The organism is Citrobacter sp. Cpo037, from assembly GCF_030332945.1.
In the GTDB taxonomy this organism is placed as follows: Bacteria; Pseudomonadota; Gammaproteobacteria; order Enterobacterales; family Enterobacteriaceae; genus Citrobacter; species Citrobacter portucalensis.
Genome location: NZ_JAOWGW010000055.1, coordinates 113,357 through 137,450, shown reverse-complemented (window position 1 = coordinate 137,450; position 24,094 = coordinate 113,357). Strand labels below are relative to the sequence as shown.

Below are 24,094 nucleotides of genomic sequence, written 5' to 3'. Positions count from 1 at the left end.
GGAGTGAAAAATGCGCAATTTGCGTTTCTAAATATTTCGTAATTCTTCGGAGCCTATTATAAAAATCATTGTTCACAAAAATATGTCTTGTTTCACAGTTCTATCATTTACGTAATCGATTGCGTTCACGTTTGCGTACTTTAGGCGGCGAATTGTACTGGCTCCCATGAATGTTGCCAAGTTTTACCAGAAATATCGGTGATGTCAGAGGAGTAACAAAATGGACTGGGATGATGTTGCGGAACGCACAAAACGTTCCGCAAAAAAGTTTATTGGCTAACAGGCTGGACGTCGTGGATGCGAACAAATCCTAACTGATCTGGAGTGAGGCCATTTATCTGCAACGGAATGTCTACGTCGCTGGGAGCAAGAATACTCGCCGGAGCGTTGACCAACTGGTTGTGAACGTTCACTTCCTGATAATTGTCCGTGGTGCCCTGAATTTGCCCGTACTCAACGGTGGCGCTAAAAGCGGGTAAAGGCGTGTTGGATTCACCCTGAATCCGTAGCGTCAGGCGCGTACCATCGGCGTTCGGTGCAATGTTCACCAGTGACATGCGTAAGGTGCCAATTTGGCTGTCCAGTCGTGCCGGGGTTTTGGAACCCGGTAGCAGATAGACGCCGCTGGTTGATTTTGCATTCAACATATTTTGTTGCGTAATTTTTACTGTTTCCTGATTAAGCTGCGTCATCTCTTTATTCAACGTGCTAACGCTTTGATGCATCTGGCGTACTTCGCTTTGCTGTGCGCAGGCACTAAGACTAAAGAGACTTCCCACCAGGAGAATTCTTAGGTAACGTCTTGTCATTGTGATTACTTCCTTCATTGTCGCGATAGCATAATGGTAGTGTGGACTGAGCACGAAGGCATCGATCCTTTGTCTCAAAAGCGCAGCGCCTTTGTTGTCACGGCAGTTCAGGGTAAAATAGATTCTGTTAACCACTGAGGTACAGGACGCCGTATGCATTGCCCATTCTGTTTCGCCGTAGACACTAAGGTAATTGACTCTCGTCTTGTAGGCGAGGGCTCCTCGGTACGCCGCCGTCGGCAGTGTCTGGTTTGTAACGAACGTTTCACCACTTTTGAAGTGGCTGAACTTGTCATGCCGCGCGTTGTGAAAAGCAACGATGTGCGTGAACCCTTTAATGAAGAAAAGCTGCGCAGCGGCATGCTCAGAGCGCTTGAGAAACGGCCTGTCAGCGCAGATGACGTCGAAATGGCGTTAAACCATATCAAATCACAGCTGCGTGCGACGGGCGAGCGTGAGGTGCCGAGTAAGATGATTGGCAACCTGGTGATGGAGCAGTTGAAAAAGCTCGATAAAGTCGCCTACATCCGCTTTGCCTCTGTCTACCGGAGTTTCGAAGATATCAAAGAATTTGGCGAAGAGATTGCTCGCCTACAGGACTAAGCCATGCAGGATGAATTGTACATGGCGCGCGCGCTGAAGCTTGCTGCGCGCGGACGTTTTACCACTCACCCCAACCCCAACGTGGGCTGCGTGATTGTGAAAGATGGGGAGATCGTCGGTGAAGGATATCATCACCGTGCGGGCGAACCGCATGCCGAAGTTCATGCTCTGCGGATGGCCGGAGAAAAAGCGCAGGGGGCAACTGCCTACGTGACGCTCGAACCCTGCAGTCATCATGGTCGCACGCCGCCGTGTTGCGATGCGCTGATTGCGGCGGGGGTGTCGCGTGTGGTTGCGGCGATGCAGGATCCCAATCCGCAGGTCGCAGGACGTGGGCTCTACCGTTTACAGCAGGCGGGCATCGACGTCAGCCACGGGCTGATGATGAGCGAAGTTGAGAAACTGAATAAAGGCTTCCTCAAGCGCATGCGTACGGGATTCCCGTATCTTCAGCTTAAGCTTGGCGCGTCGCTTGATGGCCGTACGGCGATGGCCAGCGGTGAAAGCCAGTGGATTACCTCGCCACAGGCGCGCCGCGATGTGCAACGCTTGCGCGCGCAAAGCCATGCCATTTTAACCAGCAGTTCTACGGTGCTGGCAGACGACCCTCAGCTTACTGTGCGTTGGTCGGAGCTAGGGGAGTCAACTCAGGCGAGTTACCCGCAGGAAGAGCTGCGCCAGCCAATCCGCATTGTTCTTGATAGCCAGAATCAGGTCACACCGGAGCACCAAATTGTGCAACAGCCAGGAGAAACCTGGATTGTCCGGACTGAAGACGACCCTCGTAGCTGGCCGGAGACGGTGCGCAGCCTGAAGGTGCCGGAACATAACGGGCATCTGGATCTGGTGGTGCTAATGATGCAACTGGGCAAACAGCAAATTAACAGCATTTGGGTTGAAGCAGGCCCAACGCTCGCAGGGGCATTATTACAGGCCGGTTTGGTCGATGAGCTAATCGTTTATGTTGCGCCTAAACTGTTAGGCAGCGATGCGAGAGGATTATGTGTGCTTCCAGGCCTTGAGAAACTGGCTGACGCACCCCATTTCAAATTCAATGAGATACGCCAGGTGGGCCCGGACGTTTGCCTGCATTTAACGACTGCGTGAGGCTTTCTGATTTAGAGGAAGCAGCGCACAGAATATTATGATAAAATCCGCCCCCCTTACGGGGCCATAAATCGAACCCGAAGGAAGAATATGAACATTATTGAAGCTAACGTTGCTACCCCGGACGCTCGCGTCGCCATCACCATTGCGCGTTTCAACAACTTTATCAATGACAGCCTGCTGGAAGGTGCTATCGACGCCCTGAAACGTATTGGCCAGGTTAAAGATGAAAACATTACCGTTGTTTGGGTTCCAGGTGCATATGAGCTGCCACTGGCGGCCGACGCACTGGCAAAAACCGGTAAATACGACGCGGTGATTGCGCTCGGTACGGTGATCCGTGGCGGTACCGCGCACTTCGAATATGTGGCTGGCGGTGCAAGCAATGGCCTGGCGCATGTCGCTCAGGACAGTGGCATTCCGGTAGCCTTCGGTGTTCTGACCACCGAAAGTATTGAACAAGCCATCGAACGTGCTGGCACTAAAGCCGGTAACAAAGGCGCAGAAGCTGCACTGACTGCGCTTGAAATGATTAATGTATTGAAAGCCATCAAGGCCTGATTTTTGTAAGGGGAAATCCGTGAAACCTGCTGCTCGTCGCCGCGCCCGTGAGTGTGCCGTCCAGGCGCTCTACTCCTGGCAGTTGTCCCAGAACGACATCGCTGATGTTGAATACCAGTTCCTGGCGGAACAGGACGTTAAAGATGTCGACGTTCTGTATTTCCGTGAACTGCTGTCCGGGGTGGCGACTAACAGCGCGTACCTGGATGGATTAATGAAGCCTTACCTGTCTCGTCTGTTGGAAGAGCTGGGTCAGGTAGAAAAAGCTGTACTGCGTATTGCGCTGTTTGAATTGTCTAAACGTAGTGATGTGCCGTACAAAGTGGCCATCAACGAAGCGATTGAACTGGCAAAAACCTTCGGCGCCGAAGATAGCCACAAATTCGTGAACGGCGTACTGGATAAAGCAGCACCTGTGATTCGCCCCAACAAAAAGTAATCCCGAGGCCGGCTGGATGGTGGAACCTGTTTCCGCTATCCCCGGCTTTTTCTTTTTTTTCTGCTGAGGCATAACGTATGGCATGTGGCGAGTTTTCCCTGATTGCCCGTTATTTTGACCGCGTAAGAACTTCTCGTCTTGATGTCGAAACCGGTATTGGTGACGACTGCGCACTTCTGAACATCCCTGAAAAACAAACGCTGGCGATCAGTACCGATACGCTGGTGGCAGGTAACCACTTCCTCCCCGACATTGATCCGACCGATCTCGCGTGGAAAGCGCTGGCGGTGAATTTGAGCGATCTGGCGGCGATGGGGGCGGATCCTGCGTGGCTGACGCTGGCGCTCACGTTACCTGACGTCGATGAAGCCTGGCTGGAAGCCTTCAGCGATGGCCTGTTTGAACTCCTCAATTACTATGATATGCAGCTGATTGGCGGTGACACCACGCGTGGGCCGCTGTCGATGACGCTGGGTATCCATGGCTACGTCCCCGTTGGGCGGGCCTTAAAACGCTCTGGCGCGAAACCGGGTGACTGGATTTATGTTACCGGCACGCCGGGTGACAGTGCGGCCGGGCTGGCGATTTTGCAGAACCGATTGCAGGTTGCAGATGCAACAGACGCGGACTATCTGCTGAAACGCCATCTGCGTCCCACGCCGCGTATTTTGCAGGGACAAGCCCTGCGCGATCTGGCCAGTGCGGCTATCGATATTTCCGACGGTTTGATTTCCGATTTGGGGCACATCGTTAATGCCAGCGGCTGTGGCGCACGGGTTAACGTTGATGTGCTGCCATACTCCACGGCATTGTCACAGCACGTTGAGCCGGAACAGGCCCTGCGCTGGGCGCTCTCAGGCGGTGAAGATTATGAGTTATGCTTTACCGTACCGGAAATTAATCGTGGTGCGCTGGACGTGGCGCTGGGAAATCTCGGCGCAGCGTTTACCTGCATTGGGCAGATGAGCGCGGACGTGGAAGGCATTCACTTTACGCGTGATGGAAAACCCGTCACGTTTGACTGGAAAGGATATGACCATTTTGCCGCGCCTTAAAAAAGATGTCGCCAAAAGCCGCCTGAGTATGCGCAATCCGTGGCACCTGTTAGCCACCGGTTTTGGCAGCGGGCTGAGCCCAATTGTTCCTGGCACGATGGGATCGCTGGCGGCGATCCCTTTTTGGTATTTAATGACCTTTCTGCCGTGGCAGCTGTATTCGCTGGTGGTGATGTTATCTATCTGTATCGGCGTTTATCTGTGCCATCAAACGGCGAAAGATATGGGCGTGCACGATCACGGTAGCATAGTCTGGGACGAGTTTGTCGGGATGTGGATTACCCTGATGGCGCTGCCGACAAACGACTGGCAGTGGGTTGCCGCCGGATTTGTGATTTTCCGTATTCTGGATATGTGGAAGCCGTGGCCGATTCGTTGGTTCGATCGCAACGTGCATGGCGGGACGGGAATCATGATCGACGATATTGTGGCTGGAATACTCTCTGCCGGAATTTTGTATTTTATCGGTCATCACTGGCCGGTAGGTATCATTTAACCCTTTTCAGGGGCTATTGTAGGCCCGATAAACGCCGAGACATCGGGCGATCAGTGCCGGATGCGCTATGCTTATCCGGCCTACAATCTTCAACCGCGCTTATTTAAATCCCACCACCGGATGCTGTTTGTACGGCGTTTCCAGCTCGGCAATTTGCTCCGGCTTCAACGTTAAATCTACCGCGTTGAGCAACTCATCCAGCTGTTCCTCACGCGAAGAGCCAATAATTGGCGCTGCCACGCCGGGTTTGCTCAGCAGCCAGGCCAGCGCAACCTGTGCCCGCGTTACACCCAACTCCTCACTGACACCGGTCAGTCGTGCGGCGATTTGCGCGTCGTTTTCATCGCTCTCGTTGTACAAATTTTTACCGACTTCATCGGAAACCAGACGTGCGGTCGTTTCTCCCCAGGGACGCGTCAGGCGACCGCGCGCCAGCGGGCTCCATGGGATGACGGCCACGCCTTCCTGATAGCAAAGCGGCAGCATTTCGCGTTCTTCTTCGCGGTAGATTAGGTTGTAGTGATCCTGCATGCTGACGAACTGCGCCCAGCCGTGTTGCTTTTGTAAGGCCAGTGCCTGGGCAAACTGCGAAGCGTGCATGGATGAGGCGCCAATATAGCGAGCTTTACCGGCTTTTACGACGTCGTTGAGGGCCTCCAGCGTTTCTTCGATCGGCGTGTTGTAATCCCAGCGGTGAATTTGCAGGATGTCCACATAGTCCATACCCAGGCGTCGGAGACTGTCATCAATCGAGCGCAGGATTTGTGCGCGGGATAATCCTTCCGCTAAATCATCAACCTGATGAAAAACCTTGGTAGCGACCACGACATCTTCGCGGCGGGCGAAATCACGCAGCGCGCGACCGACAATCTCTTCGCTACTGCCAGCGGAGTAGCTGTTGGCGGTATCGAAAAAGTTAATGCCGCCCTCAAGGGCGTGTTTGATTATTGGGCGGCTGCTTTCTTCAGGTAGCGTCCAGGCGTGATTGCCGCGATTGGGTTCGCCAAACGTCATGCAACCCAGGCAAAGGCGGGAGACCCGTAGGTCGGTTTTTCCTAAGATGTTGTATTTCATCAATCCACTCCTGCTTAGCTCGTGATGAATTAAGCATAGCAGGAGCGGGGAGGGGATTATGCCAGCCAGGCCTTGATTTTGGCCTCAATTCCGGCGGCATTCAGACCCAGATCGGCTCGAGCTTCATCCTGAGTTCCCTGCGGGATGAAAAAGTCAGGCAGGCCAATGTTCAGCACCGGGACGGGCTTACGATGGGCCATCAGCACTTCGTTTACGCCGCTGCCAGCACCACCCATAATGGCGTTCTCTTCAATGGTAACCAGCACCTCGTGTTGGGCAGCCATTTCAAGGATCAACGTTTCATCCAGTGGTTTCACAAAACGCATATCGACCAGAGTGGCGTTCAGAGACTCTGCGACCTGAGCGGCTTCCGGCATCAGGGTGCCGAAGTTGAGAATCGCCACTTTTTCCCCGCGACGTTTCACGATGCCTTTACCAATTGGCAGTTGTTCCAGCGGGGTCAGCTCAACGCCCACCGCGTTGCCACGAGGGTAGCGCACGACCGTTGGGCCGTCGTTGTAGTGATAACCGGTGAACAGCATCTGGCGGCATTCGTTTTCATCACTCGGGGTCATGATGACCATTTCCGGGATGCAGCGCAGGAAGGAGAGATCGAAAGCCCCCTGATGGGTTTGTCCATCTGCGCCAACAATCCCTGCCCGGTCAACGGCGAACAGGACCGGCAGTTTCTGGATGGCTACATCGTGCAGCACCTGATCGTAGGCGCGTTGCAGGAAAGTCGAGTAAATGGCTACCACCGGCTTGTAGCCGCCAATCGCCAGACCGGCAGCAAACGTCACAGCGTGCTGCTCGGCAATCGCCACATCGAAATAGCGGTCCGGGAACTTACGTGAAAACTCCACCATTCCGGAACCTTCGCGCATCGCCGGGGTGATTGCCATCAGCTTATTGTCTTTCGCTGCGGTCTCGCACAGCCAGTCACCGAAAATTTTTGAATAGCTCGGCAGGCCGCCACTGCTTTTCGGCAGGCATCCGCTGGACGGATCGAATTTGGGTACCGCGTGGAAGGTTATCGGATCTTTTTCCGCAGGCTCGTAGCCACGACCCTTTTTGGTCATGATGTGCAGGAACTGCGGGCCTTTCAGATCGCGCATGTTTTTGAGCGTAGTAATAAGCCCCAGCACGTCGTGACCGTCCACCGGACCGATATAGTTAAAGCCCAGTTCTTCAAACAGAGTCCCCGGCACAACCATACCTTTAATGTGTTCTTCAGTACGTTTGAGCAGTTCTTTAATCGGCGGCACGCCGGAAAAGACTTTCTTCCCGCCTTCGCGCAGCGAGGAGTAGAGTTTGCCAGAGAGCAGCTGTGCCAGATGATTGTTCAGCGCGCCAACGTTCTCTGAAATCGACATTTCGTTGTCGTTGAGGATAACCAGCATGTCGGGCCTAATATCGCCCGCGTGGTTCATCGCTTCAAACGCCATCCCTGCGGTGATGGCTCCATCACCAATCACACACACGGTACGGCGCTCTTTACCTTCTTTCTCGGCGGCAACGGCAATACCGATACCTGCGCTGATGGAGGTTGAAGAGTGCCCAACGCTCAGTACGTCATACTCGCTTTCACCGCGCCATGGGAACGGATGCAGGCCGCCTTTCTGACGAATGGTGCCGATTTTATCGCGGCGACCAGTCAGAATTTTGTGCGGATAAGCCTGATGTCCCACATCCCAGATTAACTGGTCAAACGGGGTGTTGTAGACATAGTGCAGCGCGACGGTGAGTTCCACCGTGCCCAGACCAGAGGCGAAGTGCCCGCTGGAACGGCTTACGCTGTCGAGCAAATAGCGGCGCAGTTCGTCGCAAAGCTTTGGCAGGCTCTCTTTTGGCAGCAGACGTAACTCCTGGGTGGAGTCGACCAGCGCCAGGGTCGGGTATTTGGCTATATCAAAACTCATCGCAAGCTCATGGGATATGTTGGTTTATTTATCACGCTGGATTATGTAGTCCGCTAGCGCTTCCAGTGCCGAGGTATCGAGTGACTGTGCGGCCAGCAGACTTAGCGACTGGCGGGCGTCCTCGATTAAATCCCGGGCTTTATTCTGGGCTTGCTCAAGACCCAGAAGTGCAGGATAGGTACTTTTGCCAAGCTGCTGGTCAGCACCCTGACGTTTACCCAATGTTGCAGTATCGCCTACCACATCCAGGATGTCATCCTGAACCTGGAAAGCCAGACCGATGCTTTCTGCGTATTTGTCGAGTATTGGCAGGCATTCTCGCCCTTTATCGCCAGCACTTAACGCCCCCAAACGCACGGCGGCGCGAATCAATGCTCCGGTTTTATGGCGGTGAATCCGCTCCAGTGCACCCAGCTCAACCTGATGACCTTCAGCTTCCAGATCCAGTGCCTGGCCGCCGCACATACCGGCAATGCCGCTGGCCTGAGCCAGTTCAGAGATCATCGCGATGCGGTCACGGTCAGTGACTTCCGGCATTGGGGCGTCGCTGATAATGGAGAATGCCAGCGTTTGTAGCGCATCTCCGGCCAGGATCGCATTTGCCTCGCCAAATTTTACGTGGCAAGTCGGCAGACCGCGTCGCAGGTCATCGTCATCCATCGCGGGCAAATCATCGTGCATCAGCGAATAGGCATGAATGCATTCGACGGCGGCAGCGGGAGCATCAAGCGTACTCAGGCTGACACCAAACATCTGACCGGTCGCATACACCAGGAACGGGCGCAGACGTTTACCGCCTAATAATGCGCCATATTGCATGGTTTCTACCACGGGAGTGTTCTGAAAGGGCAGTGGCGCGATAAAACGGCTCAGTGCCTGGTTTGCCTGCTCAACGCAAGCCTGTAGCTGCTGCGTAAAATCCATTTACTCATTATCCGGTGTAAAAGGCGTAAGGGCGGCGTCTTCAGTATCTGACAGCAGGATTTGTACGCGCTGTTCAGCCTGTTGTAATTTGACCTGTCCCTGACGCGCCAACTGTACGCCACGTTCGAATTCGTTCAACGCTTCTTCTAACGGCAGGTCGCCGCCTTCCAGACGGGTAACAATTTGTTCCAGCTCGCTCAGCGCGGTTTCAAAACTGGCGGGCGCTTCATTTTTCTTCGGCATAATGAATGTCTGACTCTCTGTATTGGCAGCACAAGACTATGGTAACGGACTCGCACTGATAAGCAAATAACGCGCAATGTGCACAGTAGCCGCGTGATGGTGATATACTTGCGCGCCTGGATGCAGTCGCGGGTATGGGCTGCTGTATTTTTTTCCATTACAAGTCATTCAGACTTGCCTAAGAACCATTGCCGCCATGAAGTTTATCATTAAATTGTTCCCAGAAATCACCATCAAAAGCCAATCTGTGCGTTTGCGCTTTATAAAAATTCTGACAGGGAACATTCGTAACGTTTTAAAGCACTATGATGAAGACCTTGCCGTTGTCCGTCACTGGGATCACGTTGAGGTTCGCGCTAAAGATGAAAGCCAGCGCCTGGATATTCGCGACGCGCTGATCCGTATTCCGGGTATCCACCACATTCTCGAAGTAGAAGACGTGCCGTTTACCGATATGCACGATATTTTTGAGAAGGCACTGGTGCAGTATCGCGATCAACTGGAAGGTAAAACCTTCTGTGTACGCGTTAAGCGTCGCGGGAAGCATGAGTTTAGCTCCATTGAGGTGGAACGTTATGTTGGCGGTGGACTGAACCAACATATTGAATCTGCACGCGTGAAGCTGACGAAGCCGGATGTGACCGTTAATCTTGAAATCGAAAACGACCGTCTGCTGCTGGTTAAAGGCCGCTATGAAGGTATTGGTGGTTTCCCGATTGGGACGCAGGAAGACGTACTGTCGCTGATTTCCGGCGGTTTCGACTCCGGTGTGTCCAGCTATATGCTGATGCGTCGCGGCTGCCGTGTGCACTATTGTTTCTTTAACCTTGGCGGCGCAGCGCATGAAATCGGCGTTCGCCAGGTGGCGCATTATCTGTGGAATCGCTTCGGTAGTTCGCATCGCGTGCGTTTTGTTGCTATCAACTTTGAACCGGTGGTCGGTGAGATCCTGGAGAAAGTTGATGACGGCCAGATGGGCGTGGTTCTCAAACGTATGATGGTTCGCGCGGCGTCGAAAGTCGCTGAGCGCTACGGCGTACAGGCGCTGGTAACCGGTGAAGCACTGGGCCAGGTGTCCAGCCAGACGCTGACCAACCTGCGTCTGATCGATAACGTATCCGACACCCTGATCCTGCGCCCGCTTATCTCCCATGATAAAGAGCACATCATCAATCTGGCGCGTGAAATTGGTACCGAGGACTTTGCCCGTACCATGCCGGAATACTGCGGTGTGATTTCAAAAAGCCCGACGGTGAAAGCGATCAAAGCGAAGATTGAGGCCGAAGAAGAAAACTTCGATTTCTCTATCCTCGATAAAGTGGTTGAAGAAGCGAACAATATCGATATTCGCGATATCGCCCAGCAGACGCAGCAGACCGTGGTAGAAGTGGAAACCGTGAGCGGTTTCGGCCCGAATGACGTAATCCTTGATATCCGTTCTGTGGATGAACAGGATGATAAACCGCTGAAGATTGAAGGTGTGGACGTCGTTTCTCTGCCATTCTACAAGCTGAGCACTAAATTCGGCGATCTGGACCAGAGTAAAACCTGGCTGCTGTGGTGTGAACGCGGAGTGATGAGCCGTCTGCAGGCGCTTTATCTGCGCGAGCAGGGCTTTGAGAACGTGAAGGTGTATCGCCCGTAATTGAGTAAACACCGTGTTGTAGGCCGGATAAGGCGGTTACGCCGCCATCCGGCAATATAACGATATTATTCAAACCGCACGGGAAGCGTCTTCCCGTTCGACTCCCAGAGCCCCTGATAGACACCGTCTTTTAACTCTAGCGTTATCTTCTCTTGCGTTTGTTCAGCCGCAGATGTCTTCAGTTCATAATGTTGATTGTCGGCTGTGTCGCATTTGCCGGTCAATTCAATCGGTGCGCCAAATTTTTGGTAAAAGTAAGCCCCTTCAAAAAAATCACCGTATTTGCAGTCCACCTTCAACACAATACGCATGCTTTTTCCCAGCGTGCCGTACATGACTTTGCCGTCAATGCCGGGCGCTGGCAAAACTGGTGTTGTACTCTTTGCGGTAGTCAGATATTGGCCGTACGGTGTGAGTCGATTTTGCAGTTCCGCGGTTGGGATTTTCGTTGTGAAATCACCCAACTCGTCGAGCGCACGGCTGGCGTGGTTGCTACAGCGTCCGTTCAGGAAAGCCAGATGGTCTTTTTGCAGGGAGAATTTGTCGATGTAGTACAAACCGTCGGTGTAGGTTGCGCACGATGCGTAGAATTCGGCATAGTTAAAATCTTCACCTTTCTCTTCTTTTATTTGTTCTGGTGTTTGCGAATTATGTGCCGTAACAAAGGTATCGATTTGGCCGCGGATATTTTTTCTGATGCGGGTGTTTAATTCGGCGATTGTAGCCCGGGAAAAGAGATCGTTAAGGGTAATTGCCGCACCGCTGGCTAAATCGAAGCTGATCGGCACATTGTACGACTCGCAATACGCCCCGCAACCTTCGATAAACATGTTGAGCGTCAGGATTTTTGCGTCGCGATACTCAACCGTGTAGTCAAGGTTTGCGGTGGGATTCATGGCTGATTTCGCAAACTGATTTACTGTGGCCTGTGGAGTATTGCCCGGTAGCTGATTGATAAAGCTTGCGAAAATATAATCGTTAATGCGTTTTGCAACTTTGGGGTTATCCGTCGAGGAAAACCATGGCACGCGATACTGCATTTCAGTGCTTCCGGGATAGCAATATTCAATACTCTTTATTTCGAGTTGCGTCGCTGTGGCATAACCGGAAAGGAGCAGTAAAGCCACTCCACTCAGATATCCTTTCATTATGATTCCTTATAAGGGAGTGGCTCGAAGATTTACTCGTAGTAGTTATAGATTCCCGCGGCCATCACCAGCTGTGACGCCACCTCGTGAGCTTTTTCGCGACTTACCAGCAGATCAATGATTTTTAAACCGAAATCGATTGAGGTTCCCGGTCCCTGGCTGGTTAACAGATTGACGCGCGGATCCCATACGACGCGCTTGTCCTGCCACTGGTTAGCGGGAATTTGGTCTTTCAGCGCCGGAAAACCGGTCATGTTACCGATGGGGAAAATATCGTGTGGGACGAGTACGGTGGCGGCCGAGGCGCAAATTGCCGCGACAATGCGCCCGGAACGATGAAACTGTTTCACGGTTTCGATAAGCAGCGGGCTGTCGCGAAAACACTCGGCGCCTTTAATACCGCCCGGTAGCACGATAATGTCGAAATCGCCGTCAGCAACTTCGACTAATGGTGCATCCGCCAGCAGCTTTACTCCGCGTGAGCACACAATAGTCAGGCCGCCATCGCTGGCGACGCTGGCGGTTGTGACCTTAATTCCGCCGCGAACCAGCAGATCGATAGTGGTGACCGCTTCGGTCTCTTCACTACCAGGGGCGAGACATACCAGTGCTTGAGCGCTCATACTCACTTTCCTTTCTCTTAACCATTTCAAACAGGTGGGCATTTTCCGGAACGGCGATGCCGTGCGCGCGGGCGCGTTTTAACAAATAACCGGTAATGTAGTCGATCTCAGTATGGCGCAGGGCACGTATGTCTTGCAGCATCGATGAGATATTTTCCGCCGTACTGTCAATCACTTGCTCGACATAATAGCGTAAATCATCCACAGATGTGTGGTGGCCTTCGCGTTCAATGACCGCGGCCACTTCCTCGCAGATGAGTGCTATTTTTTCAGGATGATGGCGTAACTCGCCGTTTGGGCAATCCCATAATGCGGTCAGCGGGTTAATGACACAGTTGACGGCCAGTTTGCGCCACAGCTCGGCGCGAATAGTGTCGTGCCAGGCGACGTCCGGTAGCACCTCTTGCAGGACTTCAGCCAGATAACTGAAATCACCGTCTTGTTCACGCGCCGGACCAATGCGCGTTGTTCCCTGAGCGACATGAATGATGACGTTCCCGTCACGGCGTGCCGCGTGGGTGGTGGTGCCCATCAGCAGAGGTTGCTTAATGCTATGCAGCTCTTCAATCGTCCCCATACCGTTGTGAATCAGCAGAATCGGGGTGGTTTCAGGCAGAATTGCGGCCAGGCCTTTTACCGCATCAGAAACCTGCCAGGCTTTAAGGGTGACCAGCAGCAGGTCGCTTTTTGCCAAAAAGTCGGGGTCGTTTGCCGTCAGGGATTCATTAAAAACTGACCCATCCGTGTCGATCAGGTTTACGCTGCAATAGGGTTGCGGTACGCGTAGCCACCCTTGCACCTCATGTCCATGTTTGCATAGCGTGGTAAGCCAAAGCTGTCCTAGCGCTCCACATCCCAGTACGGTAATTTTCATTCTTCCTCCTCACCTGCAACAGCACCAGGTGTTAATCCATATCGGCCGTACCCCATTATTGTTCGCAGGTATCAGTACCACGTACAATTAAAGGATACAGCCTAGTATAGCGCTGTCTGTTGGGTAACTTTGCAGGTATTATGCTTCGCATCAAAAATGAAGGGAGAGGAAAAGATGCCATCTTTCGATATTGTCTCTGAAGTTGATCTTCAGGAAGCCCGTAACGCGGTAGATAACGCCAGCCGCGAAGTGGAGTCACGCTTTGATTTTCGTGGCGTTGAAGCGACTTTTGAGCTGAATGAGTCAAATAAGACGATTAAGGTGCTGAGCGAGTCTGATTTTCAGGTCAATCAGTTGCTGGATATTCTGCGTGCCAAGCTGCTCAAACGCGGTATTGAAGGCACGTCGCTGGACGTACCAGAAACCTTCGTGCACAGCGGTAAAACCTGGTTTGTTGAAGCTAAGCTGAAACAAGGCATTGAAAGCGCAGTGCAAAAGAAGATCGTTAAGCTGATCAAAGACAGCAAACTGAAGGTGCAGGCGCAGATTCAGGGCGAAGAAATCCGTGTAACCGGCAAGGCGCGTGACGACCTGCAATCCGTCATGGCACTGGTTCGCGGTGGCGACCTCGGCCAGCCGTTCCAGTTTAAGAACTTCCGCGATTAAGTCGTAATGCCTGATGGCGCGACGCTTATCAGGCCTACAGGTAGCACTCGTTATTTGTAGGCCGGATAAGACGATAGTCGCCATTCGGCAATCATCACGCCTGACTGATGGCCTGCTCAACCTCAAATCGATTGGTGACTTTGCTGTCGATTTTCACGTAGGCCGAATGCTCTTTTGCCACAATTAACACTTCGCTTATTCCTTCTTTTGCCAGCAGGCGCTGCTTTAACGTGTCATCGGCGGCAATCTCCGGTGGGATTTCCACACGCAGGCTGCTGACATACGGCGGCTCTTTCATTGTACTTGCCACAACTAACCAAACTGCTGCCAGAAGCGCGCCGGCCAGGAATACGGCCTGACCATCAAACATTTCAACCACCCAACCGCCGAGCGAACCGCCAATCGCCACGCCAAGAAACTGGCTGGTGGAGTAAACGCCCATCGCCGTGCCTTTATAGCCAGCCGGAGACTCTTTACTGATAAGTGAGGGGAGGAGGGCTTCCATCAGGTTGAAGGCGAGGAAGAATATCTGCACGCCCGCAATCAGCCCCCAGAAACGAATGTTAGCGCTCCATAATACAATCTCTGCAATAAGTATCAGTAACACGCAGGCGAGGAACACACGTTTCATCTTGCGCTTCACTTCGGCGTAAATGATGAACGGCACTACGGAAACAAAGGACAGCAGCATCGTCACCAGATAAATTTTCCAGTGCTCTGCGGCGGGGAAGCCCGCTTTCGCCAGTTGGCCTGGTAAGGCGACGAATGTGGACATCAGCAAAATGTGCAGGCACATGATGCCAAAATTGAGCTTCAGCAGTTTTGGCTCCGCCAGCACTTTGCTGAAGCTGCCTTTTACCATGCCCGACTCGCGGTTCAACACGTGGGTAGTGCTATTGGGAACGACCCAAATGGTTAGCACAATACCCGTGGTAGCAAGAGCTGCAATCATCCAGAACAGCGCGTGTAGCCCCAGCGCATGGGTAACTATTGGTCCCAGCACCATCGCAATGGCGAAGGTGATACCGAAGCTGACGCCGATAAACGCCATCGCTTTGGTACGGTTTTGCTCACGGGTTAAGTCGGAAAGTAGCGCCATTACGGCAGCAGCAATCGCGCCAGAGCCTTGCAAAGCCCGGCCAAGAATAATTCCCCAGATTGAATCTGAGAGAGCAGCAATTATGCTGCCGAGAACAAATACCGCCAGCCCGCCGACAATAAGTGGCTTACGACCGATGCGGTCAGAGAGTAGGCCAAAGGGGATTTGGAAAACGGCTTGTGCCAGACCATATATGCCGATGGCAAGGCCAATCAGCGCTTCACTGGCACCCTGTAGCGCCATACCGTATGTGGTCAGAACCGGCAGGACCATAAACATGCCAAGCATGCGCAACGAGAATACGGTCCCTAAACCCCAGGTGGCGCGCAACTCACCGGGCGTCATTTTGTAATCGTTCATTCCCACCTCTGTATTAATTTCGCGCCTAGTGTAAAGCGCTAAGCAGGCTGGGTAAATATGCGCTTTATTAACAAATGTTGGGGTTGTGAGGGGCGTCGGCTGGAGACGAAAATGCCGGATAGCGATCTGAACGTAACTTATCCGGCCTACAAGCTATGTGCTTTTTTGTAGGCCGGATAAGGCGTCAGCCGCCATCCGGCATAGAAGGTGTGACGATTAACTTACCAGACGTAAGTCAGCAGGTTCTGCGAGTTTGGCACCATAAAGTCGACGGACATCATCACGGAAAGCGCGGTAATGGCGATGATGGAGAAACCGAACAGCTTGCGCGCCCAGACTCTGTCATCTTCCACTTTATAACCGCGCAGCGCCATGCCCAACCACCAGACGCTCACCGCCGCTGCAACAATCAGGTATTTATAACCTGCATAGCCGCCCAGGGTTAGCATCAGCGTGGCAATAGCAAATGCCACGATGTACAGCGTGATATGGTTCTTCGCGACCGAAATACCTTTCACCACCGGCAGTACCGGGATGTTGGCAGCCTGATAATCCTTGAAGCGGAAAATCGCAATCGCGTACGAGTGCGGCATCTGCCACAGGCTGAAAATAGCCAGCAGAATCAACGCACCGCTATCGAACTCACCGGTTACGGCACAGTAGCCAATCACCGGCGGCGCAGCGCCGGAGAGTGAGCCAATCAGCGTGCCGTAAACGGAATGGCGCTTCATGTACAGGCTATAAACGCCCACATAGACCACGAAGCCCATTACCCCCAGCCAGCAGGCCAAAGGGTTCGCGCCAAACCACAGCAGCATAAAGCCAGCAATACCCAGCAGGGTGGCGTATACCAGCGAGACCGCAGGGGAAATCAGACCTTTAACCAACACGCGGTTTTTGGTCCTCTCCATCTTCCTGTCGATATCCCTGTCGATGTAGTTGTTAAATACACAACCCGACGCCACAACCAGTGACACCCCAACCAGCGTGTAGATAAACAGGGGATAATCAATGCTGCCTTTCGAGGCCAGCAGGAATCCCCCAATCACCGAGATCAGGTTGCCAAAGATGATGCCTGGTTTCGTTACTTGCAGGTATTGCTTAAACATCATAATCGCCGCTCTTAGTGCATCATCATGTTGTAGTTAAGGTTCCACATAATCCAGATGGAGCCCACAACCAGGATGGCGATGATTAGCACAGTAAAGACAAAGGCCGTCATGTTCCAACCTTCATCAGATTTGCTATTCATGTGCAGGAAGCACACCAGGTGCACCAGAATCTGTACCACTGCCATTGCCAGAATAGTTCCCAGAATGACGGCCGGTGAGGCAGAACCTGTCATCACCATCCAGAACGGAATGACCGTCAGGATGATCGACAGGATAAAACCTGTCATGTAGGTTTTTACGCTGCCATGGGATGCGCCGCCGCTCTCGTTAGAATGACTCATTACATCGCCCCCATCAGATAAACAACAGTGAACACACAGATCCACACCACATCCAGGAAGTGCCAGAACAGGCTCAGGCACATGATGCGGGTACGGTTAGTACTGGTCAGGCCGCGACGAGCAACTTGCACCATCAGCACTGCCATCCAGATAAGACCGGAGGTGACGTGCAGACCGTGCGTGCCGACCAGCGCGAAGAACGCAGACAGGAAGCCACTGCGATCCGGGCCCATACCGTTAACAATCAGGTGATGGAATTCATAGAGTTCCATCCCGATGAATCCGGCACCGAACAAGAAGGTCAACGCCAGCCAGGAGATAACCTGGCTCTTGTTGTTCTTGTACATGGCAATCGCTGCCATGCCGTAAGTAATGGAGCTGAATAACAGCAGGAATGTTTCAACCAGAACGAACGGCAGTTCAAAAATGTCCTTACCTGTCGGGCCACCTGCGGTGCCGTTCACCAGAACGGCATAGGTTGCAAACAGAATAGAGAACAGAATGCAGTCGCTCATCAGGTAGACCCAGAATCCGAAGATCTTGGTCTGGCCTGCATCGTGGTGCCCGTGTTCGTGCGCGTGGGCAGTCGCGTGCGTTAAAGTATCAGTTGCCATTTTTCAGCCCTGCCTTAGTAATCTCATCGAAATGCTGGTTTTCCAGTTTTTCGACTTCCGGGACCGGCACGTAGTAATCCACGTCTTCATCAAAGCTTTTCACAATCCAGCTGATGATCATGCCTGCGAAGCTTGCAATTGCCAGCCACCAGATATGCCAGATCATGGCGAAACCAAACAGTGTTGCGAAGGCGGTAATGACGATACCGGCACCGCTGTTCTTCGGCATATGAATTTCTTCATAGTGCGCAGGCTGCTTGTACGCTTCACCTTTTTCTTTCATTTCCCAGAAGGCATCACGCTCGTGAACGTGCGGCACAACGGCAAAGTTATAGAACGGAGGCGGGGAAGAGGTTGCCCACTCCAGCGTACGACCACCCCATGGGTCACCGGTCAGGTCACGGTTCTGCTCGCGGTCGCGAATAGAAACGAAGATCTGAATCAGCTGGCACAGGATGCCCAGTGCAATCAGCGCGGCGCCGCAGGCGGCAACGACCAGCATCGGATGGAACTGTGGATCAATCTGCTGGCTGAGGCGACGGGTCATACCCATGAAGCCCAGCACGTACAGTGGCATAAATGCTACGAAGAAGCCGATGATCCAGAACCAGAATGCGCGTTTACCCCAGGTTTCGTTCAGCGTGAAGCCAAACGCTTTTGGCCACCAGTAGGTCATACCAGCGAAGCATCCAAATACGACACCGCCGATGATAACGTTATGGAAGTGCGCGATCAGGAACAGACTGTTGTGCAGAACGAAGTCCGCACCCGGCACCGCCAGCAGTACACCGGTCATGCCGCCGACTGAGAAGGTGACGATAAAGCCAATCGTCCACAGCATTGCTGAGTGGAATACGATACGGCCCTGATACATGGTGAACAGCCAGTTGAAGATCTTCACCCCGGTCGGGATGGCGATAATCATGGTGGTGATACCGAAGAAGGCGTTTACGTTAGCGCCTGCACCCATGGTGAAGAAGTGGTGCAGCCAAACAACGAACGACAGAACGGTGATACACACGGTTGCCCACACCAGCGAGGTGTAACCAAACAGACGTTTACGCGAGAAGGTTGCCGCGATTTCGGAGAACACACCGAAGACTGGCAGAACCAGAATGTACACTTCCGGATGGCCCCAGGCCCAAATCAGGTTGATGTACATCATCATGTTGCCGCCCATATCGTTGGTAAAGAAATGGGTGCCCAGATAGCGATCCAGGGTTAGCAACGCGACGGTAACCGTCAGGATTGGGAAAGAAGCGATAATCAGGATGTTTGCACACAGAGATGCCCAGCTAAACACCGGCATCTTGAACATGGTCATTCCTGGTGCACGCATCTTAATGATGGTCACAAAGAAGTTGATACCGGTCAGGGTTGTACCAATACCGGACAACTGGACTGCCCATATCCAATAGTCGACCCCGACGCTTGGACTGTACTCTATTCCCGAAAGTGGCGGATACGCCAGCCAACCGGTCTGCGCGAATTCACCCACGCCCAGAGAAAGGTTAACCAGGATTACGCCGACAACGGTGAACCAGAAGCTCAGGTTGTTCAGGAACGGGAATGCAACGTCACGTGCGCCGATCTGCAGCGGAACCACCAGGTTCATCAGACCGATAACAAATGGCATTGCCACGAAGAAGATCATAATCACGCCGTGAGCCGTGAAGATCTGGTCGTAGTGGTGAGGAGGCAGGAAGCCCGCTTCACCTGCAGAAGCCAGCGCTTGCTGACTACGCATCATGATGGCGTCGGCAAAGCCACGAATCAACATGACGATTGCGACGATGACATACATGATGCCAAGGCGTTTGTGGTCAACCGAGGTTAGCCACTCTTTCCACAGGTAGGTCCACTTACCGAAGTAAGTGATAAGGCCCAGTAAGGCCGCACCACCGATGATAATGGCAGCAATCGTAACCATGACAATAGGTTCATGGAACGGAACTGCATCCAGCGTCAATTTTCCGAACATCGTATTCTTCCTCGGCCCCTTAGTGAGCGGATTCCGCGTGGCTCATGTCCATGCCTTCCATTCCTTCGTGTGCGCTGTGCTCACCTTCGGGTTGGGACATGTCCATGCTCTTACCGTGAGCCATAAATTTGTTAATAACGTCTTTAAACAAATCCGGTTTCACGTTGGAGAAGTATTCCACCTGGTTGTATTCGCTTGGCGCAGCCACTTTCTCGAACGCTGCCATGTCGCTCATGGTGTTCGTGGACTGTTTAGCTTTAGCAACCCATTGGTCGAATTCGGCGCGGTCCTTTGTTGCGATAGCCTTGAACTTCATACCGGAGAAGCCTGGTCCGCTATAACTTGCGGAGATACCATCATAAGTACCGACTTCGTTGGCGATCAGATGCAGTCGAGTCTGCATACCGGCCATGGCATAAATCTGGCTACCCAGACGCGGGATAAAGAAGGAGTTCATCACGGAGTTGGAAGTCACTTTGAATTCAACCGGAGTATTCGCCGGGAAGGCGATTTCATTCACGGTAGCGATACCCTGTTCCGGATAGATGAAGAACCATTTCCAGTCCATGGAAACCACTTCGATGGTAATGGGCTTCTCGTCATGCGCCAGCGGTTTGCTTGGCTCAAGAGCGTGAGTGGTTTTCCAGGTCAGGACGGCAAGGAAAATGATGATTAAGATCGGCACCGTCCAGACCACAGCTTCCACTTTATTGGAGTGTGACCAGTTCGGGCTGTACTTCGCATCTTTATTGCTTGCACGATACTTCCAGGCAAAACCAACAGCCATCAAGATGGCGGGAATAACGACAATCAACATCAGGCCAAATGCCGTCAGTATCAATGACCGTTGTTCCAGTCCAATCTGTCCTTTAGGGTCAAGCAGCGCAGAATTACAGCCACTGAGTAATGCAGTGCCTGCAATTAATGACAACCATCCCAAACTTTTATTGTATTTCCTGAGTCTCATTTAACGACCTCAATTCCACGGGACCGGGTGGCGTTTAAAGTGTGAGGGCATTTTACGGGAAGGTTACATTACTGTAAACATCTCTAGATCTGTGTTACTGGGTTCTGCCGTGCATGTCACATATGTTGCAATATATGTCGCTTTGGCTTTAAGAACCTGTTGCAACATCACGTTATAACGAAAGCGGGCAGGTGGGGGGCGTACTGAGGGCAATTGGTATAACCAATACGAAAATAAAACAATTGTTTAACAATTGATTATCAATAAAGGGACAATTGAGGAACAAAAAATAAATCTTTCGTGGCTGAATCGAGTAAGGAAAATAGTATATATAAAAGGCGTCAATAATTTCCAAATTCTTTGGCGCACAAAATAACAAATATTATTTTTAGCAGTTGTTGCTTATTTCGCCGTTATAATTACGTAGGGTGATTACAACGGCGATATTAATGCGGGTTTTTTACGCCAGACGTGTTTTTCGCAGTGCCAGATAATCCAGCAATCCACCAAAAACGACCCCGCAGACCGCGACCACCACTGAGACTTCAAGCAGTTCTGGCAGGAAGGAGAAGTTGGTGTAATCCAACGCGTTCATGGTTAACAGCAGCAGCCAAACCAGCAGCAGGCAGCAGCCCACTACCAACGTCATTAATGCCAGACTGTACGCTCCACGAAATTCCGTACGCGGAATAAAGCTTTCATTTTGCCAGCTATGTTCCAGGGTCTTGCGACATACCAGCAGCAGTATCAGACCGGGGATCGCGGCAAACACGGAGAACAGATAAAACGTCGGCCAGCCGTGTGCTTCGACAAACCAACCCGCTACCGGGCCAACGTAAACGCGACCAACGGCTGAAAGCGCGGAGAGCAGGGCGAACTGGGTCGCTGAGAAGGACTTATTGCACAGCGTCATTAATAAGGCGACAAATGCCGCCGTGCCCATTCCGCCGCACAGGTTTTCAAAGAAGACGGCCGCCGCCATGCTGAACATGTGTTTGTCAGTGATGGACAGTAGCCAGTAGCCCGCATTCGACGCCCCTTGCAGGATGCCGAAAATAAGCAATGCGCGGAACAGAGAAAGGCGCTGCATCAGGATCCCACCGTACAGCGCGCCAACAATGGTGGCCAGTAGCCCCAGTGTCTTATTCACCACGCCAACTTCACCCGCATCAAACCCAACGCCACGGATTAAAAAGGTGGTGGTCAGGCTCATGGCGAAGGCATCCCCGAGCTTATACAGCACAATAAGCAGTAGGATCAGCCAGGCGTTATTACGACCAAAGAAGTCGCGCAGTGGAGCCGCAACCGCTTGTTCCAGCGTTTTAGGCACCGGAATGGTGTCAGTCGGTTCGGGCGCTAACAGGGTGGCGATGATACAGGGAATCAACAGCGCAGCCATCAGCCAGTACATCCCTTGCCAGCCCAGCCAGCGATCGGCCATCCACAGGGCCAGTCCGCCTGAAACCAGCATCCCTAATCGATAGCCCAGTACGCTGATAGCCGCGCCGGTGCCGCGGTCTTCTGCGGGCAATACGTCGGTTTTCCAGGCATCAAAGACAATATCCTGCGATGCAGAGCAAAATGCGATCACTACTGCGAGTGCGGCCATCCAGCGTAACTGTGTGCCAGGCTCCAGAAAGCCCATCGCGGCGATAGAAATTAACAACAGCACCTGGGTCGCCAGCAGCCAGCCGCGACGTCGACCTAAAAACGGTGGCGTGTAACGGTCCATCAACGGGGACCAGAGAAACTTAAAAACGTAGGCCTGACCGACCAGGGAAAAGAAACCGATGGTTTTAAGATCGATATTCTCGACTGTCATCCACGCCTGGAGCGTACCGGAGGTGAGCGCGAGCGGTAAACCGGAGGCGAACCCCAGAATGAGCAGGATAGCTGAGCGTGGCTGCTGAAAAATACGTAAGTAATGACTGGACATGGGCTTCTATAGGCCCGACGAACGCCGGGCCATATGGGCAGAAATTAACGAGCGTTCTGCTTGATGAAATCGTGAACGCTGGTGTCCTGAGACATATCAGCGATGGTGTCGGTCAGTACGCTGTTAACGGCGTTAGCGATATTTTTGTTAGAGGCCTGCAGAGCACCTTCAACAGAATAGCTTGCACGGTAGTTTTTGGTCATCTTGTTACCGTTGGCGGCAGTTGCAATGATGGCGATGTCTGCTTTGGTGGCGATGTTATAGCGCACGCTACCCTGAGACACGTCAGCATACAGCTGGCTAACAATGATTTGCAGGTTGACTGCACCGTTTGGTCCAATCATATAACCACGTGCGGTCATCTGTTTTTCCAGCACTTCTTGCAGCAGGAAACGCAGATCGCGGGATGCGGTCAGGGTAACCAGTTGGTTGTCACGGGTGACTTTTGCCAGCGCTTGATCCTGGCGCTGGTCGGCACCATTGATGCTAACGGTCACACCCATCAGGCTCGGGTCCTGCTGCGGCAGGGTAATTTTCGGGGAGACTTCAATAGTGGTCGGCGGCGTTGCGCATCCAGCTAACATAAACAGTGCGACAAACGGGACGAGGATTTTTTTAAACATGCCAGGGCTCTCAGCGAATCTAAATTGTATGGTTAGAGAAAATTCCCGCCATCATAACATCGCCAACGATGAGGGGAAGTGGGTAACGCATGTAAATTCATTGTGTTGTCCGTTTTATGACTTTGTAGAGACTATAAACGGACTTTTTGCAATAAATTGGAGTGAGGAATCAGTGAACTTCATCCGTTTGAATGAGAAAATCAGACAAGCGCTAATTTTTTGTTGCTAAGGTGTAATGAAAACGGTAAAAGCGGCTAGTATTTAAAGGGATGGGTGACATCTCAGCGTTGTCGGAGGAAAAATTTCATGATGATTCGTGAGCAAATAGAAGAAAAATTAAGGGCAGCGTTCGAACCCGTGTTCCTCGAAGTTGTGGATGAAAGCTATCGTCACAATGTCCCGGCTGGTTCTGAAAGCCACTTTAAGGTTGTACTGGTTAGCGATCGCTTTACAGGTGAACGTTTTCTTAATCGTCATCGGATGATTTACAGCACATTAACGGCGGAACTTTCCACAACCGTTCATGCGCTTGCCCTGCATACCTACACTATTAAGGAGTGGGAAGCGTTGCAGGATACGATTTTTGCATCGCCTCCGTGTCGTGGCGCGGGAAGCATCGCGTAAAAACGGATTTGCAACAACCGACGCTTTTCCAGTATGTTGCTACAGATTATGTGAAAACGGCCTGCGGGCCGTTTTGTTTTGTCTGAATTCTGGGACAGTCGTACAGTATTCAGACAAAAATTAGCCGGGAATTGTGAAAAAAGCCGCAGCAACGCGCGATAACCGTTCTCGACTCATAAAAGTGATGCCGCTATAATGCGCGTCTTATTTTTCGGAATGTCTTCGGGATGATTCTGACGACAGGGAATGTG

The 24,094-nt window shown here is 52.3% G+C and carries 25 protein-coding genes; 9 read left to right on the top strand and 16 right to left on the bottom strand.

The annotated features are described in order from the left end of the window. Window positions 1–269: 269 nt before the first annotated feature. The gene (locus OGX94_RS10455; protein WP_003830983.1) at window positions 270–809 is read right to left on the bottom strand and encodes a SadB/YajI family lipoprotein; all 540 of its coding nucleotides are present in this window, start codon (window positions 807–809) and stop codon (window positions 270–272) included. 153 nt (window positions 810–962) lie between these two features. Between OGX94_RS10455 and nrdR the strand changes: the two genes are divergently transcribed. The 6 genes from nrdR (at window position 963) to pgpA (ending at window position 5,070) form a co-directional block, all read left to right on the top strand. Then, on the top strand, window positions 963–1,412 hold the full coding sequence (nrdR, locus tag OGX94_RS10450) for a transcriptional regulator NrdR (RefSeq protein ID WP_003021571.1): 450 nt from the start codon (window positions 963–965) through the stop codon (window positions 1,410–1,412). Between the two features lie 3 nt (window positions 1,413–1,415). Continuing rightward, complete coding sequence (ribD, locus tag OGX94_RS10445; RefSeq protein ID WP_149334986.1) at window positions 1,416–2,519, top strand: bifunctional diaminohydroxyphosphoribosylaminopyrimidine deaminase/5-amino-6-(5-phosphoribosylamino)uracil reductase RibD; 1,104 nt, start codon at window positions 1,416–1,418, stop codon at window positions 2,517–2,519. Window positions 2,520–2,609: 90 nt separating this feature from the next. Next, window positions 2,610–3,080 carry a 6,7-dimethyl-8-ribityllumazine synthase gene (ribH, locus tag OGX94_RS10440; protein WP_003021575.1) on the top strand — a complete coding sequence of 157 codons (471 nt, stop codon included), beginning with the start codon at window positions 2,610–2,612 and terminating at the stop codon, window positions 3,078–3,080. Window positions 3,081–3,099: 19 nt separating this feature from the next. Then, the gene (gene nusB / locus OGX94_RS10435) at window positions 3,100–3,519 is read left to right on the top strand and encodes a transcription antitermination factor NusB (protein ID WP_000801129.1); all 420 of its coding nucleotides are present in this window, start codon (window positions 3,100–3,102) and stop codon (window positions 3,517–3,519) included. 77 nt (window positions 3,520–3,596) lie between these two features. Next, window positions 3,597–4,574 carry a thiamine-phosphate kinase gene (gene thiL / locus OGX94_RS10430; protein WP_126319044.1) on the top strand — a complete coding sequence of 326 codons (978 nt, stop codon included), beginning with the start codon at window positions 3,597–3,599 and terminating at the stop codon, window positions 4,572–4,574. Then, window positions 4,552–5,070: a phosphatidylglycerophosphatase A gene (gene pgpA, locus OGX94_RS10425; protein ID WP_003021578.1), complete on the top strand. Its 519-nt coding sequence runs from the start codon at window positions 4,552–4,554 to the stop codon at window positions 5,068–5,070. The genes thiL and pgpA overlap by 23 nt, the downstream gene beginning before the upstream one ends. 99 nt (window positions 5,071–5,169) lie before the next feature. On the opposite strand, the gene yajO is transcribed toward pgpA, so the two are convergent. From yajO to xseB, 4 genes are read right to left on the bottom strand one after another with little or no spacing between them, the layout of a single operon-like run. Next, the gene (gene yajO, locus OGX94_RS10420) at window positions 5,170–6,144 is read right to left on the bottom strand and encodes a 1-deoxyxylulose-5-phosphate synthase YajO (protein WP_008783931.1); all 975 of its coding nucleotides are present in this window, start codon (window positions 6,142–6,144) and stop codon (window positions 5,170–5,172) included. Window positions 6,145–6,200: 56 nt separating this feature from the next. Continuing rightward, window positions 6,201–8,063: a 1-deoxy-D-xylulose-5-phosphate synthase gene (gene dxs / locus OGX94_RS10415; protein WP_079938385.1), complete on the bottom strand. Its 1,863-nt coding sequence runs from the start codon at window positions 8,061–8,063 to the stop codon at window positions 6,201–6,203. Window positions 8,064–8,087: 24 nt separating this feature from the next. Next, window positions 8,088–8,987, bottom strand: coding sequence for a (2E,6E)-farnesyl diphosphate synthase (gene ispA, locus OGX94_RS10410; protein ID WP_003830997.1), 900 nt, complete (start codon window positions 8,985–8,987; stop codon window positions 8,088–8,090). Next, window positions 8,988–9,230 carry an exodeoxyribonuclease VII small subunit gene (gene xseB / locus OGX94_RS10405; protein ID WP_003021586.1) on the bottom strand — a complete coding sequence of 81 codons (243 nt, stop codon included), beginning with the start codon at window positions 9,228–9,230 and terminating at the stop codon, window positions 8,988–8,990. Between the two features lie 196 nt (window positions 9,231–9,426). Between xseB and thiI the strand changes: the two genes are divergently transcribed. Then, window positions 9,427–10,875, top strand: coding sequence for a tRNA uracil 4-sulfurtransferase ThiI (gene thiI, locus OGX94_RS10400; protein ID WP_286569162.1), 1,449 nt, complete (start codon window positions 9,427–9,429; stop codon window positions 10,873–10,875). A 65-nt stretch (window positions 10,876–10,940) separates the two neighbouring features. Here the strand turns inward: thiI and OGX94_RS10395 are convergent, their stop codons facing one another. From OGX94_RS10395 to panE, 3 genes are read right to left on the bottom strand one after another with little or no spacing between them, the layout of a single operon-like run. After that, window positions 10,941–12,023, bottom strand: a complete 1,083-nt coding sequence (locus OGX94_RS10395) for a hypothetical protein (RefSeq protein WP_257661415.1) — start codon at window positions 12,021–12,023, stop codon at window positions 10,941–10,943. A gap of 32 nt (window positions 12,024–12,055) precedes the next feature. Beyond that, entirely contained in the window at window positions 12,056–12,646 is a 591-nt protein-coding gene (yajL, locus tag OGX94_RS10390; protein ID WP_257661416.1) for a protein deglycase YajL, read from the bottom strand. Beyond that, window positions 12,609–13,520 (bottom strand): 2-dehydropantoate 2-reductase, encoded by a 912-nt coding sequence (gene panE, locus OGX94_RS10385; RefSeq protein ID WP_003831001.1) that lies wholly within the window; start codon window positions 13,518–13,520, stop codon window positions 12,609–12,611. The genes yajL and panE overlap by 38 nt, the downstream gene beginning before the upstream one ends. A gap of 174 nt (window positions 13,521–13,694) precedes the next feature. Between panE and OGX94_RS10380 the strand changes: the two genes are divergently transcribed. Further along, window positions 13,695–14,186 (top strand): YajQ family cyclic di-GMP-binding protein, encoded by a 492-nt coding sequence (locus OGX94_RS10380; RefSeq protein WP_003831002.1) that lies wholly within the window; start codon window positions 13,695–13,697, stop codon window positions 14,184–14,186. Window positions 14,187–14,280: 94 nt separating this feature from the next. Here OGX94_RS10380 and OGX94_RS10375 read toward each other — a convergent pair whose 3' ends face one another. From OGX94_RS10375 to OGX94_RS10340, 8 genes are all read right to left on the bottom strand, one after another. Beyond that, on the bottom strand, window positions 14,281–15,645 hold the full coding sequence (locus OGX94_RS10375; protein ID WP_003831003.1) for an MFS transporter: 1,365 nt from the start codon (window positions 15,643–15,645) through the stop codon (window positions 14,281–14,283). A gap of 221 nt (window positions 15,646–15,866) precedes the next feature. Then, window positions 15,867–16,757, bottom strand: a complete 891-nt coding sequence (gene cyoE, locus OGX94_RS10370) for a heme o synthase (protein ID WP_003831005.1) — start codon at window positions 16,755–16,757, stop codon at window positions 15,867–15,869. Between the two features lie 11 nt (window positions 16,758–16,768). After that, entirely contained in the window at window positions 16,769–17,098 is a 330-nt protein-coding gene (locus tag OGX94_RS10365; protein WP_003831006.1) for a cytochrome o ubiquinol oxidase subunit IV, read from the bottom strand. After that, a complete protein-coding gene (locus OGX94_RS10360; protein WP_003831007.1) occupies window positions 17,098–17,712 on the bottom strand; it encodes a cytochrome o ubiquinol oxidase subunit III in 615 nt (204 codons plus the stop codon). The genes OGX94_RS10365 and OGX94_RS10360 overlap by 1 nt, the downstream gene beginning before the upstream one ends. Then, complete coding sequence (gene cyoB, locus OGX94_RS10355) at window positions 17,702–19,693, bottom strand: cytochrome o ubiquinol oxidase subunit I (RefSeq protein ID WP_003831008.1); 1,992 nt, start codon at window positions 19,691–19,693, stop codon at window positions 17,702–17,704. Before cyoB ends, OGX94_RS10360 begins: the two co-directional genes overlap by 11 nt. A gap of 19 nt (window positions 19,694–19,712) precedes the next feature. Then, a complete protein-coding gene (gene cyoA / locus OGX94_RS10350; RefSeq protein ID WP_003831009.1) occupies window positions 19,713–20,660 on the bottom strand; it encodes a cytochrome o ubiquinol oxidase subunit II in 948 nt (315 codons plus the stop codon). 460 nt (window positions 20,661–21,120) lie between these two features. Next, the gene (gene ampG / locus OGX94_RS10345; protein ID WP_257661417.1) at window positions 21,121–22,596 is read right to left on the bottom strand and encodes a muropeptide MFS transporter AmpG; all 1,476 of its coding nucleotides are present in this window, start codon (window positions 22,594–22,596) and stop codon (window positions 21,121–21,123) included. A gap of 44 nt (window positions 22,597–22,640) precedes the next feature. Next, window positions 22,641–23,219 (bottom strand): lipoprotein, encoded by a 579-nt coding sequence (locus OGX94_RS10340; RefSeq protein WP_003831011.1) that lies wholly within the window; start codon window positions 23,217–23,219, stop codon window positions 22,641–22,643. 306 nt (window positions 23,220–23,525) lie between these two features. Here OGX94_RS10340 and bolA point away from each other — a divergent pair, with 306 nt between their 5' ends. Further along, window positions 23,526–23,843: a transcriptional regulator BolA gene (gene bolA / locus OGX94_RS10335; RefSeq protein WP_003021619.1), complete on the top strand. Its 318-nt coding sequence runs from the start codon at window positions 23,526–23,528 to the stop codon at window positions 23,841–23,843. Window positions 23,844–24,094: the final 251 nt, after the last annotated feature.

Bases quoted from the DNA above. Each gene is read 5' to 3' on its own strand.
- thiI (WP_286569162.1), top strand. From the start codon at position 9,427: ATGAAGTTTATCATTAAATTGTTCCCAGAAATCACCATCAAAAGCCAA.
- OGX94_RS10395 (WP_257661415.1), bottom strand. From the start codon at position 12,023: ATGAAAGGATATCTGAGTGGAGTGGCTTTACTGCTCCTTTCCGGTTAT.
- dxs (WP_079938385.1), bottom strand. From the start codon at position 8,063: ATGAGTTTTGATATAGCCAAATACCCGACCCTGGCGCTGGTCGACTCC.
- thiL (WP_126319044.1), top strand. From the start codon at position 3,597: ATGGCATGTGGCGAGTTTTCCCTGATTGCCCGTTATTTTGACCGCGTA.
- OGX94_RS10360 (WP_003831007.1), bottom strand. From the start codon at position 17,712: ATGGCAACTGATACTTTAACGCACGCGACTGCCCACGCGCACGAACAC.
- nrdR (WP_003021571.1), top strand. From the start codon at position 963: ATGCATTGCCCATTCTGTTTCGCCGTAGACACTAAGGTAATTGACTCT.
- OGX94_RS10340 (WP_003831011.1), bottom strand. From the start codon at position 23,219: ATGTTTAAAAAAATCCTCGTCCCGTTTGTCGCACTGTTTATGTTAGCT.
- ampG (WP_257661417.1), bottom strand. From the start codon at position 22,596: ATGTCCAGTCATTACTTACGTATTTTTCAGCAGCCACGCTCAGCTATC.
- yajO (WP_008783931.1), bottom strand. From the start codon at position 6,144: ATGAAATACAACATCTTAGGAAAAACCGACCTACGGGTCTCCCGCCTT.
- ribH (WP_003021575.1), top strand. From the start codon at position 2,610: ATGAACATTATTGAAGCTAACGTTGCTACCCCGGACGCTCGCGTCGCC.
- cyoA (WP_003831009.1), bottom strand. From the start codon at position 20,660: ATGAGACTCAGGAAATACAATAAAAGTTTGGGATGGTTGTCATTAATT.
- xseB (WP_003021586.1), bottom strand. From the start codon at position 9,230: ATGCCGAAGAAAAATGAAGCGCCCGCCAGTTTTGAAACCGCGCTGAGC.
- OGX94_RS10455 (WP_003830983.1), bottom strand. From the start codon at position 809: ATGACAAGACGTTACCTAAGAATTCTCCTGGTGGGAAGTCTCTTTAGT.
- pgpA (WP_003021578.1), top strand. From the start codon at position 4,552: ATGACCATTTTGCCGCGCCTTAAAAAAGATGTCGCCAAAAGCCGCCTG.
- bolA (WP_003021619.1), top strand. From the start codon at position 23,526: ATGATGATTCGTGAGCAAATAGAAGAAAAATTAAGGGCAGCGTTCGAA.
- OGX94_RS10380 (WP_003831002.1), top strand. From the start codon at position 13,695: ATGCCATCTTTCGATATTGTCTCTGAAGTTGATCTTCAGGAAGCCCGT.
- ispA (WP_003830997.1), bottom strand. From the start codon at position 8,987: ATGGATTTTACGCAGCAGCTACAGGCTTGCGTTGAGCAGGCAAACCAG.
- cyoB (WP_003831008.1), bottom strand. From the start codon at position 19,693: ATGTTCGGAAAATTGACGCTGGATGCAGTTCCGTTCCATGAACCTATT.
- yajL (WP_257661416.1), bottom strand. From the start codon at position 12,646: ATGAGCGCTCAAGCACTGGTATGTCTCGCCCCTGGTAGTGAAGAGACC.
- OGX94_RS10375 (WP_003831003.1), bottom strand. From the start codon at position 15,645: ATGAACGATTACAAAATGACGCCCGGTGAGTTGCGCGCCACCTGGGGT.
- OGX94_RS10365 (WP_003831006.1), bottom strand. From the start codon at position 17,098: ATGAGTCATTCTAACGAGAGCGGCGGCGCATCCCATGGCAGCGTAAAA.
- ribD (WP_149334986.1), top strand. From the start codon at position 1,416: ATGCAGGATGAATTGTACATGGCGCGCGCGCTGAAGCTTGCTGCGCGC.
- panE (WP_003831001.1), bottom strand. From the start codon at position 13,520: ATGAAAATTACCGTACTGGGATGTGGAGCGCTAGGACAGCTTTGGCTT.
- cyoE (WP_003831005.1), bottom strand. From the start codon at position 16,757: ATGATGTTTAAGCAATACCTGCAAGTAACGAAACCAGGCATCATCTTT.